This window comes from Halomonas sp. DP8Y7-3 (assembly GCF_019801675.1).
GTDB classification, from domain to species: Bacteria; Pseudomonadota; Gammaproteobacteria; order Pseudomonadales; family Halomonadaceae; genus Halomonas; species Halomonas litopenaei_A.
Genome location: NZ_JAHVIO010000004.1, coordinates 389,544 through 402,693 on the forward strand (window position 1 = coordinate 389,544; position 13,150 = coordinate 402,693).

Genomic DNA, 13,150 nt, shown 5'->3' on the forward strand with positions numbered 1-13,150 from the left:
ACCCTGAACAAGAGGCCCGGGATGACAGCCAAGACCGTATTGATCGTCGACGACGAAGCGCCCATCCGCGAAATGATCGCGGTGGCTCTGGAAATGGCCGACTACCGGGTCCTCGAGGCCGACAATGCCCAGGCGGCTCACGCGATTATCGTGGACGATCAGCCAGACCTGCTGCTGCTGGACTGGATGATGCCCGGAACCAGTGGCATCGAGCTGGCACGCCGCCTCAAGCGGGAAGAAACCACCGCCGAGCTGCCGATCATCCTGCTCACCGCCAAGGGTGAGGAGGACAACAAGATTCAGGGGCTTGAAGCAGGTGCAGACGACTACATCACCAAGCCGTTCTCTCCCCGGGAACTGGTCGCCCGTCTAAAAGCGGTGCTGCGTCGTGCCACTCCCCGCGGCGTTGAAGACCCGGTGGAAGTCGACGGGCTCAAGCTCGATCCTGTCAGCCACCGCGTCAGCGTCGACGGCAAGTCGCTCGACATGGGGCCCACCGAATACCGCCTGCTGCAGTTTTTCATGACCCACCAGGAACGCGCCTACACCCGCGGCCAGTTGCTTGATCAGGTCTGGGGTGGCAACGTCTACGTCGAGGAACGCACCGTCGACGTGCACATTCGCCGCCTGCGAAAGGCCCTTGGCGAGCCACATCAGCAGCTGATCCAGACCGTGCGCGGCACCGGCTACCGTTTTTCGGCCAAGATGTGACGTCTTGCCTCCCTTCCACGCAGGCTTGATAGCGCCTGTACGGCTGGCGGCAGACAGGAGGACATAGGTGAACGGAGCCAGGAGCTGACGTGGGTCGACTGTGGAGACGAGAAGTCTGGCGCTTGACCCTGCTGGTCGGCATCGGCGCCCTGCTGGGCTGGCCCTTTTCCTTGACGAGTGTCGGCGTCGGAGCGGGCCTGACGCTTGGTCTCGCCTATCATCTGCGCAACCTGCACGCCATGCACGACTGGCTGACCCATCGTCCCCAGCAGGAACCTCCTACCGCCAGCGGTCTGTGGGGCGAGCTGTTTGATCGACTCTATCGCTACCAGAAGGGCCAGCGCATTACCCAACGACGCCTGCGCTCAACGCTTCAGCGTATCCAGGAGTCCTCTGAAGCGATGCGCGACAGTGTGGTCATGCTGGATCGCCATGGCGATCTCGAATGGTGGAACAGCTCTGCCGAGCGCATGCTAGGCCTGAAGCCGGCGCTGGACCGTGGTCAACATATCACCAACCTGCTGCGTGATCCGCGCTTCGTCGGCTATTTCAACGAGCGGGACTATCGTGAGCCGCTGAGCCTGCCATCGCCCATCGACGAGAACATGATCCTGCAGTTCCAGATCACCCTGTACGGTGACGATGAACGCCTGGTCATGGCGCGCGATATCACACGCCTGCATCGCCTGGAACAGATGCGCCGAGACTTTGTGGCCAACGTCTCCCATGAGCTGCGCACGCCACTGACGGTACTGACCGGCTATCTCGAGACCTACGGCGACATGGCCGACATGCTGCCCGAACGGCTCGGCAAGGGGGTGGCGCAGATGCAGAACCAGACCCGTCGGATGCAGAACCTGGTCAATGATCTGCTGCTGCTGTCGCGACTGGAAAACGATCAGGGCGGCGATGACCACACGCGGCTCGACCCCACCACTCTGTTGCAGACCGTCAAGCGAGATGCACAGGCGCTGTCTGGTGGGCGCCAGCAGATCGAGGTGTCCATCGACGATCCGCGTGGGCTCAAGGGAAGTGAGAAGGAAATTCACAGTGCCATTTCCAACCTGGCCTTCAATGCCGTGCGCTATGCCGGCGATGGCGCACGTATCCAGCTACGCTGGCGGGCCTACGGTGATGGCGCCTGTCTTGAGGTGGAGGACGACGGCGACGGCATCGACCCGATGCACCTTCCGCGCCTCACCGAGCGCTTCTATCGGGTAGACAAGGGACGCAGCACGGCGACCGGTGGCACCGGACTAGGCCTCGCCATCGTCAAGCACGTGCTGCTGCGCCACGATGCGCGCCTCGACATCGACTCACATCCGGGTGAAGGCGCCACCTTCCGCTGTATCTTCCCCTCGAGCCGAGTGCAGGAAAACCGCCAGACGGCCGCCTCGCCCTGACCCCGACCCAGGGACACACCAGCCCCGCTTCAAGCCAGGCTGGCATCACTGTGTCTTTTCAGCTCCTGGGACCCAGCAAGATAACCGCAGCGCCCGCCAGGCAAAGCGCCGCCCCCATCATGTCCCAGCGATCGGGGGGGCGCTGCTCCACCCACCACATCCAGCCCAACGATGCCGCGATATACACGCCGCCGTACGCGGCAAAGGCGCGTCCAGCATAGTCAGCGTCTACCTGGCTGAGCAGCCAGGCAAACAGCGCCAGGCTGAACAGACCGGGCAACAGCCACCAGGCCGCACCATCCGCCCTCCACCAGCGCCATACCGCGAAGCAGCCGGCGATCTCGGCCACCGCCGCCAACAGGTAGATGGCCAGCCCAGGCAACCCTGTCAACATCCCGCACCGGCCAGGTGACAGGTCGCCATCAGCGACGCACCATCGGCAGTTGGCGATAGTGCTGATCCCACATCAGCACAGCCCCGGCCACTGCGCCGGGAATCAGAAACAGATTGGCCAGTGGTATCCAGGTGATCAGCGTCACCAGGCCGCCAAAGCTGATACTCGGCCACCAGCGCGCCGACAGTCGCTTGCGCATATCGGGAAAACTGACCTTGTTATTGTCCATCGGATAGTCGAGATAGGTAATCGCCATGGTCCAGGCGCTGAAGGCCGCCCAGAGCAGCGGTGCCACCAGATTCACCACCGGGATCCAGCTCAGAATGAACAGGCCTATCATGCGCGGCAGAATATACGCCAGCTTGAGCAGTTCACGCCCGAGTGCATCAACACCGGTCTTGAGCCAACCGCGGTCGTCGCTGGGCTCCTGCCCCGTCAGCTCGACCTCGGCACGCGCTGCCAGAAAGCCGTAGAAGGGGGCTGCAATCAGGTGGGTCACCAGGGTGAACGAAAAGAACACGATCACGATCAGGCTGACCACGAACAGGGGCCAGATCAGCCAGTCGAGCCACTCCAGCCAGCTTGGGACCATGGCCATCCAGCTGTCGAGCCAGCCACCAAACTCACCCAGCACATAGCTGAGCATGCCGGCATAGACCAGCAGATTGACCAGAATGGGAAGAAAGACGTAGCGGCGCAGTCCACGGCTATAGACCAGCCGCGTACCGCGACGAACCGCCTCAATAGCATTCAGCATGACTTCTATCCTTGGCAATGACATCAACAAGGCCATAACGACTGCGGGCCATCGTCTCGACGATGGCCCGCAGTTCAGGGTACCGGCAACGACCCTGACAGGGCCGGCCTATTGACGCCGCTTGCGGCGTTCAGGTCAAGACGAGGCGTCGTCGTCCAGCAGATCCGGGTCAATCTTGTCCGGCGAGACGTGACGGATATCTAGGCCCTTGACCAGGTAAATGACGTACTCGGCCAGGTTGTTGGCGTGGTCACCCACGCGCTCTAGGGCTCGCAGAATCCACATGATGGCGAGCACTGGCGAGATAGACCGCGCATCTTCCATCATGAAGGTCATCAGCGATCGCATGGCGCTTTGATACTCGCTGTCGACGCGCTCGTCTTCCTGCACCACCTGCATCGCAAGCTCAGTATCGAAGCGGGCAAAGGAGGTCAGTGCATCGCGCATCATGTGGCGAACGTGCTCGCTGATATTGCGCACCTCGACGAACCCGCGAGTGCCATTGTTGCCGTCCACCAGTTCGATGGCGTTACGGGCGATCTTGCTGGCTTCATCACCGATACGCTCGAGATCGGATGCGGCGCGGATGACCGCCAGCACCAGGCGCAGGTCCGAGGCGGCCGGCTGGCGGCGGGCCAGCACGCGGGTGCACTCGTCATCAATCTTGATCTGCATATCGTTGACCGCGCGGTCATTGTCGACCACCCGGGAGGCCAACGCCGAGTCGGAGTCGAGCAGTGCGCTGACAGCATCCTGCACCTGCTTCTCGACCAGGCCACCCATGGCCATCAGGTGGGTCTTGAGCTCTTCAAGCTCGTGATTGAACTGGCGCGAGATATGCTGACTGTGGGTATCGCTGGTGATATCCATGGAGGTCTCCTGAAGGGAGGTGCAGGGGGCGATCAGCCCACCATACGTCCGGTGATGTAGTTTTCGGTGCGCCTCAGGCGCGGGTGCGTGAACAGGGTGTCGGTCGGTCCGTACTCCACCAGCTCACCGTTATGCAGGAACGCCGTATAGTCGGACACGCGTGCCGCCTGCTGCATGTTATGAGTGACCAGTACCAGGGTCAGATGTGGCTTCAGCGTGCGAATCAATTCCTCGATCTTGAGCGTCGAGATCGGGTCGAGAGCGGAGGCGGGTTCATCCAGCAGCAGCACCTCGGGCTCTACCGCCAGGGTCCGCGCAATCACCAGTCGCTGCTGTTGACCACCTGACAGTGACCAGGCTGACGCACGCAGGCGCCCCTTCACTTCTTCCCACAGTGCGGCTGACTTCAGCGCCCACTCGACCACATCATCGATGCGCCGCTTGCTGAGTCCCCCCTGCAGTCGCAAACCAAAGGCGACATTGTCGTAGATCGACATGGGAAAAGGATTGGGTGCCTGAAAGACCATGCCTACCCGTCGCCTCAACTCCGACACGGCCACTCGCGAATCATGGATGTCGTGCCCATCGAGATAGATACTGCCGCGCCGGCTGACGTCCTCGTTGAGGTCATGCAGCCGGTTAAGTGCCCGCAGCAACGTCGACTTGCCGCAGCCCGACGGCCCGATGAAGGCCGTCACTCGGTGCCGCGGGATGCGCAGCGTCAGATCCTTCAATGCGGGCTTGCCCGCATAGGCCAGACTTAGCCCCTGGATATCCAGGCACGTATCGGCTTCCGAAAACGCCATGACCGCCCCGCGCCGACTTCCCAGGGAGGCCTGGCTGAGCTGGCGTTGGGGCAGCCTTCCATCGATGGACATTGACTCTCCCTGCATCATCGACGCACCGGCGCACCATGACGCTTGCGCAGATAATGCCGCATGAATATTGCAGTCAGGTTAAGCACCAAAATAACCACTACCAACAACAGAGCCGTGGCATAGACCAGCGGCATGGCGGCCTGAACATCGCTGGAATGAAAGGCGGCATCGTAGATGTGATAGCCAAGGTGCATGAACTTTCTTTCAAGGTGGAGGAAAGGAAACTCACCGTCCACTGGAACCTGTGGTGCAAGCTTTGCCACGCCGACCAACATCAGCGGTGCCACTTCTCCTGCGGCCCGGGCCACCGCCAGAATCAGTCCTGTCAGCATGGCCGGCATGGCCATCGGCAGCACCACCCGAGTCAAGGTCTCGAAGCGTGTTGCCCCCAGTGCCAGTGCCCCCTCGCGCTGGTGCAGGGGAATCCGTGACAGGCCCTCTTCAGTGGCCACTATCACGACTGGCAGGGTCAACAGCGCCAGGGTCAACGATGCCCACAGCAATCCGCCGGTACCAAAGGTCGGCGATGGCAGAGAAGAGTCGAAGAACCACCGGTCAATGCTGCCACCGACACCATAGACGAAGACCCCGAGGCCAAACACGCCGTACACGATGGAGGGCACCCCGGCCAGATTGCGCACGCCAATCCTCACTAGCCGAGTCAAGCGACCTTGATGGGCCACTTCATTGAGATAGACGGCAGCCAGCACACCGAAGGGCGTGACCAGCACCGACATCAGCAACACCATCAAGATAGTGCCGAAGATCGCAGGCCACACGCCACCGGCCGTGTTGGCATCCCTGGGCCCCTCGGACAGGAATTGCCACAGTTCTCCTCCCCAGTGGCCCAGTTTTTCGTACCAGGCCATGGCGTTGGGGCGCCAGGCATCCAGCACTTCCTCCAAGGGCTGCTCCTGACGCTGGCCCTGGCTGTTCTCCAGCACCAGTACCCCGCCCTGCTGCAACCGACGAAGCTCCGTCGCCCGCGCCTGTAACGCTTCCAGTTGCCGGTCATCCAGGCGGTGCTGTGCCTCGCTCGACGACGGCTCGCGCTCCATGCGCCGGATCAACGGCAGTATGTCATCACGGGTCAACTGCTGTCGGGCCTGGCGCAGGGCATCAAGCTCCTTGAGCCGCTGCTCCATGGCCAGCCACGCGGCCTCTCCCGTCAGCCGTTCACCCTCCAGCCTCACTGCCACCAGGCGACCGAAGAAGGTGCCCCAGTGACGTCGCTCGAGCACGACCAGGTCATCAGGCGTCTGGTCACTCGCCAGCCGCGGGACGCTCAACCAGCGCCAGATGCCACCGCCATCATCGCGATTGGCTATCCAGTAGCGCCGCTCGACGCCTTCGCCACCGGGCAGCGTGCGCTGCTCAAAAGGCACGCCTATGACCGTGTCGCCGTCATCAAGGGTGACCTCATGCAGGGTCGACGGCCAGAAGTTGGCCAGCCCCTTCACGCTGAGCAGAACAATCAAGGCGCCTAGCATCAATATCGACAGCGCTACCGAGGCCGCAGCCAACCACGCCCAGGGCCCCTCATGCGGACGTCTAAGCGTCTTGCTGCCGACCGCCGTATGGCCGGGAATCTTCATTTATCACCCCGCGAACGCCGGAAGCGCTGCCTGAGTCTTGCACGCACCAGCTCGGCCAGGGTGTTCATCAGAAAGGTAAACAGAAACAGCGCCAGGGCCGCCAATAGCAGCAAACGGTAGTGAGTGCCGCCTGGTGCCGCTTCGGGCAGTTCAATAGCAATGCTCGAGGCCAGCGACCTCAGGCCATCCAACGGCGTCGCCGTCATCAGGGCGCTGTTACCGCTGGCCATCAACACGATCATGGTTTCTCCCACCGCTCGACCGGCCCCGATCATGATGGCGGAGAAGATCCCCGGGAGGGCAATCGGCAGCATGACGCGGGTCAGGGTCTGCCAGCGCGTGGCACCCATGGCCTGGGCGCCTTCCGCCAGGTTTCGCGGCACATCACTGAGCGCATCCTCGGCCAGCGCATAAATGCCGGGGATCACGGCAAACCCCATCGCCAGCCCCACGATCATGGCGTTACGTGCCTGAACATCGAGACCCCAGCGCTGCTCGACCCATTCGCGCAGGTCGCCACCGAACCACCAGCTCTCCCACAGCGGGGCAAGCTGCACCGCGGCGAGTACCAGCAACAACAGGCAGGGCAATAACCACAAGGCGGCCGAATTCAGCGTCAGGTACCGCTGCACGGGGACCGGTAGCCGACGATGGCCCAGCGCCAGCGTGATCATCGCGATGGGCAGCAGCAGCACGACGGACACTGCCTCGGCCAGATGGCGTTCCACCCAGGGGCCCAGCACCAGCCCGGCAATGAAACCCAGTACGACGCTGGGCATGGCTTCCATCAGCTCCAGGGTCGGCTTCATGCGCGCACGCAGTCCCGGCGTCATATACAGACTCGAGTGGGCCGCCGCGCCTAGTGCCAACGGTATGGCCACTATCAGCGCCCATATAGCGGCCTCAAGCGTCCCCCACAGCAACGGCGCCAGACTGGCCTGGGCAACCACCCCCTCTTCGAGGCGATGAGGCAGCCAGCGAAACTCAGCTTCGCCACTGGTGCCGGGGGCCGACCACAGCGCACTCAGAGACATTCCGTCTGCCCCGGGCCAGAACAGGGGCACCACCTCCACCAGCAGAAATACCGCGATGGCAATGACCGTCAACAGCACACCGATCCCCCCTGCCGTGATCAGCAGGGTGGCCAGTCGATCTCGCCGCTGGCGGGACCGATAGAGAGGATTGGTGGAGGTAGGATCAGACATCTAGGCCAGCCATTGTTGCATAGCGGAAGATTACGACATCTTCATGACATCTGGATGACAGAAGGCGGCTTGATCAACGTTCCTCTCGTGCCAACGCCGGTAGCCCCAGCGCTCGTCGCTGTGCCATCAATGCCGAGGGAGACAGCGCCACGAAGCCCAGTTCCTTCACCACGCGCTGACCCGACGGCGACAGCACCATGTCCAGGAAGGCACGCTCTACCTCCGGCAGCGGTGTTTCCGGGGGCCGGTTGACGTAAATGAGCAAGTCGCGAACCAACGGATAGTCCCCATCCCGCAGCGCCTGACGCTCAGGTCTCACGTCACGCTGGCCATCGGCAATGGCCACCTCACGCACGTCAGCGTTCAAATGATTCAAACCGACATACCCGATGCCTCGCGGGTCGTCACCGACAGCGGCGACCACCGCTGCCGATCCCGCCGAGACGGTGACGGATACCTTGAACTCACCATCACACAGCGCACGACGCCGAAACAGACCGTGAGTACCGGAGACCGCATTACGACCGTACAGATGGATGCTGCCCTGGGGATCATCCAGCCCCAGCTGCTGCCAGTGGTCGATGCTTTCTTCCGCACCACAGGCCAGCGTATCGGAGAAGATGGCGTCGAGCTGCTGGCGGTTCAGACGCTCGAGGGGATTATGCCGATTGACCACCACGACCAGGGCATCCTTGCCCACGACCACGGGAGTGACGGCATAGCCGTGACGTGCCGCAAATGCTGCCTTCTCATCATCCTGCATGGGCCGCGACATGGGGCCCAACAGCGTAGTGCCGGCAATCAACGCGGGTGGAGCACTGGCGGATCCTGCCACTTGCAGCTGCAGACGAACGCCTGGACGCTGCTCTTCGAACTGTTCCCCCCAGCGCAGCATCAGCTCGGCCATGGTGTCCGAACCTACTGCGTTCAATGCCCCCGCGACATCGTGTGCCGTCGCCGGCAAGGGTAACCATGCCACCCAGCCCAGCCACAGGAGCATCACGATGCGCCTGCTGGTGGCAGCAAAATGGGACACGCTGGACATCTGGCCTCCCGGCATTGGCTCAGCATCACGTCAGACAGAATGACGCCTTCGCTCGGCTATCTTCCTGAGTTTTCACATCATCCGTGCCACACGGTTGCCAAGGCAACCACCTAGAACTTCTGCCAGAGCTTCTGCCAGAACGTCTATCAAAGCTTCTGGGCGTGGTGGTCCTCGGCGCGACGTCCCTGCAGGGTAACGCACGAACGGTGGAGTATATCGCTCCGGGGTGGTTTCATGACGTCAGCGACGATGGCGTTTGCTTGCGAACGTCAGCGATGACAACAACTCACGCCGGATGCCACTCATCATGATGACCGAAGTCGATGACGTTCCTGTGCCAAAGGGTCAACTGACCTTGAAGCTCGCGGCGACTCGCCAGGACACCAACGCGCACGGTGACATTCCCGCTGGTTGGTTAGCCCGCCTGATGGACCAGGCCGCAGAGTGGACCGCCAGCCAAGAGGCACGGGGACGAACCGCCACCGTGGCGATCGAGGGAATGGACTTTCTCTGCCCGGTGCGTGTGGGGTCTCTGGTCTGCGTCTACACCCAAGTCGGTGACATTGGCCACAGTTCGATCAAGATTGATGTGGAGGTATGGGTTCGTACAGCTCACGACAGCGAGGACGACCTCCACAAGGTCACCGAAGCACGCCACGTGCTGGTGGCACTGGACGACAATGGCCGCATCCGAGGCGTGCATGCTTGATCCGGCGGCCTGCCACCGGGCAACGGCACTCGTCCACCGTTGCCCGGGCGTTCAGACATCAAGACAGCACGTTGTCCCGCGCCTTGAGATAGGCAAACTCGCCCACATCCGAGAACTTGCGCACCTGGGCCTGGAAGTTGCGGTATGACTCGTAAATGCGCGCAGACGCCTCGTCACTGTCCACCTGCTTCTGCAATACCTGCTCCGACGATTCGTGCAACGCCGTGATCACGTCGTCAGGGAAGGCACGCAGCTGCACGCCGTGCTCATTGACCAGCGCGTCTAGGGCTTCGGCATTGCGGAAGGCAAATTCACTGATCATCGCCAGGTTGGAGGCTCTCGCCGCCTCGGTCACGATGGCCTTGAGGTCGTCGGGAAGCGCGTTCCAGGCATCCAGATTGACCGTCCCCTCAAGGATAGCACTCGGCTCGTTCCAGGCAGAGGTATAGTAGAAATCCGCGACCTGGTGCAGACCAAAGGCCAAGTCGTTGTACGGTCCGACCCAGTCTGCAGCATCGAGCACACCGGTCTGCAGCGAAGTGAAAATCTCGCTGCCGGGAATCGTCAGCGTGGTGACCCCGATGCCTGACATGGCTTCACCGGCAAGACCGGGCAGACGCAGCTTGAGCCCCTGCATATCTTCCAGTGAGTTGATCTCCTTCTTGAACCAGCCGGCCATCTGGGTCCCGGTATTGCCCACCGCAAATGGCTTGAGGTTATGCCCGGCATACAGCTCGTCCCACAATTCCTGACCACCGCCATTGTAGAGCCAGGCGTTGGTCTCGGTGGTGGTCATGCCGAATGGCACGGCGGTAAAGAACTGGGATGCCGCCACCTTGCCACGCCAGTAATAGGAAGCGGAATGTCCCATTTCGGCGGTGCCCTGAGACACTGCGTCAAAGACTTCCATGGCCGGCACCATCTCGCCTGCACCGTGAACCCTAACTTTCATGCGCCCGCCGGACATCCGCTCAATCCGCTCGGCCAGGTCATTGGCACCGGTTCCCAATGCGGGGAAGTTCTTGGGCCAGGAGGTGACCATGTTCCAGGTAATGGTTTCCTGGGCACTGGCGGTGCTGACAAAGGGGGCGGCGGCGACGCCTGCAGCGCCGAGGCCGGCGGTCTTGAGAAAGGAACGGCGTTCCATGGGGCGAGCTCCTGAAGCGTGTTATGTCGACGCCGGCATCAAAGCAGCAGGGTCGAAGGCTGCTCTCCCCGGCGTGGTGTCCGCCGGGAAGTATGCGGGAAAGAGAAATTAGCCTGCAAGCCAGGCCTGAGACGCTGCGCTCAAGAGCGCAGCTGGCAAAGACGGCAGTGGGCTACAGCGCCTCGAGCTTGGCAAACCCGAGTACCAGCCATTTATCCCCGTGGCCTTCGAAGCTGACCTGCACCCGGGCACGCTCCCCCTCACCTTCTGCATTGAGGATGACGCCCTCACCAAATACCGGGTGGCGAACCCGCTGCCCCAATGACAGTGCAGGCAGGTCACCGCTGGCCTCGACACCGGACTGGGCAAAGCGTGGCGGCGTCGGCCGCGCGCTGACGGGACGCGATACCTGGCCGCGAAGACGCACTTCCTCCAGCAGCGACTCGGGCAACTCGCGCAGGAAACGAGACGGCCGCTGAAAGGTTTCCTTGCCATGCATGCGGCGAATCTCGGCATGGGTCAGATACAGCTTCTTCATCGCCCGGGTCACCCCGACGTAGCAGAGTCGGCGCTCTTCCTCGAGGCGGCCGGGCTCTTCCAGGGACATGCGGTGGGGAAACAGCCCCTCTTCGACTCCCGCAATAAATACCACCGGGAACTCCAACCCCTTGGCGGAGTGCAACGTCATCAGCTGCACGCTGTCTTCGAATTCGTCGGCCTCGTGCTCGCCAGCGTTGAGCGCCGCCTCGGCCAGAAAGGCCTCGAGCGCCACCATGCCCTCGCCAGCCTCCACGGTATCCAATGTCTCGCCCTGGGAGAACGCCCGCGCGGCATTGATCAGTTCTTCCAGGTTCTCGACTCGAGCCTGGCCCTTCTCGCCCTTCTCGCTGAGGTGGTGGTCAATCAGTCCCGTGCGCTGGTTAACGTGGGCGATGATCTCGTGAAGCGCCATCCCCGAGGTGTCATTGTCGAGACCTTCGATCAGATCGGCAAATGCCGTCACGGCGTTGGCGGCACGCCCCTTGAGAGAGCCGTCGGCCAGGGTGTCATGGATGGACTGCCACAGCGATACCTGCGCGCGGCGCGCACGATCGCGCAACCCCTCTACCGTGCGCGTACCGATACCTCTAGCGGGCACATTGATGACGCGTTCCAGGGACGCGTCATCGTCACGGTTCAGCAAAAGGCGCAGATATGCCAAGGCGTTCTTGATCTCAAGGCGCTCGTAGAACCGCTGCCCCCCGTAGATGCGATACGGCATGCCCTGGCGAATCAAGGTCTCCTCGATCACTCGAGACTGAGCATTGGAGCGATACAGAATGGCCACTTCCTGGCGCTGGAACCCTTCATCGACCTTTTCCTTGATGGTATCGACGATAAAGCGTGCCTCTTCCATATCATTGAAACCGGCATACACGGAAATGGGTTCGCCGCGACTGCCAGCCGTCCATAGCTCCTTGCCCATGCGATCAGAGTTCTGCTTGATCAGCGCGTTGGCCGCATCAAGGATGGCGCTGGTAGAGCGATAGTTCTGTTCGAGTCGGACGGTCTTGGTATCCGCAAACTCTTGCTCGAAGCGACGGATGTTCTCCACCTTGGCCCCACGCCAACCGTAGATCGACTGATCGTCATCACCCACCACCGTCATCGGCGTGCGCTGCCCAGTAAGAAGCTTCAACCAGGCGTACTGCAAGGTGTTGGTGTCCTGGAACTCATCCACCAGCACATGGGCAAAGCGTTCCTGGTAATGGGCCAGCAATGCAGGATTGTCACGCAAGAGCTCCAGGCTGCGCAGCAACAGCTCACCAAAATCGACCAGACCACCACGTTCACAGGTCAACTGATAGATGTCGTAAAGCGATACCATCTGCTCGACATAGGCGTCGCCGTTGGTACGTACCTGGTGTGGCCGAAGCCCTTCTTCCTTGCAACCACCGATGAAGGACTGCACTTGGCGCGGCGGGAAACGCTCGTCGTCGACCTGGTTATCTTTCAACAGGCGTTTGATCAGACGCAGTTGATCATCGGAATCGATGATCTGGAAGTGCTGGGGCAGACGAGCATCCTGCCAGTGAGTACGCAGCAAGCGGTGGGCAATCGAGTGGAAGGTGCCCACCCAGACATGCCTCAGCGAGAGTCCCAGAAGGGCCTCAAGACGCGTGCGCATCTCCCTGGCGGCCTTGTTGGTGAAGGTCACCGCCAGTACGGCGTAGGGTGACAGCCCCTCGGCCTGCATCAGCCAGGCGATACGATGCACCAGCACGCGGGTCTTGCCGGAGCCCGCGCCGGCGAGCACCAGCATGTTGCCCTGAGGAGCGCATACCGCCTCGTGCTGCGCCGAATTGAGGCCGTCAATGATCGCCGTGACGTCGTCCATGGAGAAGGCACCGCTGGAGAGAAAGTGGGCGCCCAGTCTACCATAGCGATGCTGGATAA

The 13,150-nt window shown here is 61.9% G+C and carries 12 protein-coding genes; 3 read left to right on the forward strand and 9 right to left on the reverse strand.

Annotated features, from left to right (window positions below; all coding sequences use genetic code 11):
- Positions 1–21: 21 nt before the first annotated feature.
- Together phoB and phoR are read left to right on the forward strand one after the other, a co-directional pair.
- Positions 22–711, forward strand: coding sequence for a phosphate regulon transcriptional regulator PhoB (gene phoB / locus KUV86_RS06930; RefSeq protein WP_206942029.1), 690 nt, complete (start codon positions 22–24; stop codon positions 709–711).
- 89 nt (positions 712–800) lie between these two features.
- Positions 801–2,114: a phosphate regulon sensor histidine kinase PhoR gene (gene phoR / locus KUV86_RS06935; protein ID WP_206942032.1), complete on the forward strand. Its 1,314-nt coding sequence runs from the start codon at positions 801–803 to the stop codon at positions 2,112–2,114.
- A gap of 58 nt (positions 2,115–2,172) precedes the next feature.
- Here phoR and KUV86_RS06940 read toward each other — a convergent pair whose 3' ends face one another.
- The 7 genes from KUV86_RS06940 to KUV86_RS06970 form a co-directional block, all read right to left on the reverse strand.
- On the reverse strand, positions 2,173–2,508 hold the full coding sequence (locus KUV86_RS06940; RefSeq protein WP_206942033.1) for a YnfA family protein: 336 nt from the start codon (positions 2,506–2,508) through the stop codon (positions 2,173–2,175).
- A gap of 28 nt (positions 2,509–2,536) precedes the next feature.
- The gene (gene cysZ / locus KUV86_RS06945) at positions 2,537–3,265 is read right to left on the reverse strand and encodes a sulfate transporter CysZ (protein WP_222484202.1); all 729 of its coding nucleotides are present in this window, start codon (positions 3,263–3,265) and stop codon (positions 2,537–2,539) included.
- 135 nt (positions 3,266–3,400) lie between these two features.
- Positions 3,401–4,135, reverse strand: coding sequence for a phosphate signaling complex protein PhoU (gene phoU, locus KUV86_RS06950; protein WP_206942038.1), 735 nt, complete (start codon positions 4,133–4,135; stop codon positions 3,401–3,403).
- Positions 4,136–4,167: 32 nt separating this feature from the next.
- Positions 4,168–4,941, reverse strand: a complete 774-nt coding sequence (gene pstB, locus KUV86_RS06955) for a phosphate ABC transporter ATP-binding protein PstB (protein ID WP_206942567.1) — start codon at positions 4,939–4,941, stop codon at positions 4,168–4,170.
- A gap of 86 nt (positions 4,942–5,027) precedes the next feature.
- On the reverse strand, positions 5,028–6,608 hold the full coding sequence (pstA, locus tag KUV86_RS06960) for a phosphate ABC transporter permease PstA (RefSeq protein WP_222237896.1): 1,581 nt from the start codon (positions 6,606–6,608) through the stop codon (positions 5,028–5,030).
- Positions 6,605–7,813, reverse strand: a complete 1,209-nt coding sequence (locus KUV86_RS06965; RefSeq protein WP_222484204.1) for an ABC transporter permease subunit — start codon at positions 7,811–7,813, stop codon at positions 6,605–6,607. The genes pstA and KUV86_RS06965 overlap by 4 nt, the downstream gene beginning before the upstream one ends.
- Positions 7,814–7,886: 73 nt before the next feature.
- Positions 7,887–8,858 (reverse strand): phosphate ABC transporter substrate-binding protein, encoded by a 972-nt coding sequence (locus tag KUV86_RS06970; RefSeq protein ID WP_224907864.1) that lies wholly within the window; start codon positions 8,856–8,858, stop codon positions 7,887–7,889.
- 310 nt (positions 8,859–9,168) lie between these two features.
- On the opposite strand from KUV86_RS06970, the gene KUV86_RS06975 reads away from it, so the two are divergent.
- Entirely contained in the window at positions 9,169–9,567 is a 399-nt protein-coding gene (locus KUV86_RS06975; RefSeq protein WP_206942570.1) for an acyl-CoA thioesterase, read from the forward strand.
- Between the two features lie 58 nt (positions 9,568–9,625).
- Here the strand turns inward: KUV86_RS06975 and KUV86_RS06980 are convergent, their stop codons facing one another.
- Positions 9,626–10,714 carry a TRAP transporter substrate-binding protein gene (locus tag KUV86_RS06980; protein WP_222162282.1) on the reverse strand — a complete coding sequence of 363 codons (1,089 nt, stop codon included), beginning with the start codon at positions 10,712–10,714 and terminating at the stop codon, positions 9,626–9,628.
- A gap of 172 nt (positions 10,715–10,886) precedes the next feature.
- Positions 10,887–13,091, reverse strand: a complete 2,205-nt coding sequence (gene uvrD / locus KUV86_RS06985) for a DNA helicase II (RefSeq protein ID WP_206942571.1) — start codon at positions 13,089–13,091, stop codon at positions 10,887–10,889.
- Positions 13,092–13,150: the final 59 nt, after the last annotated feature.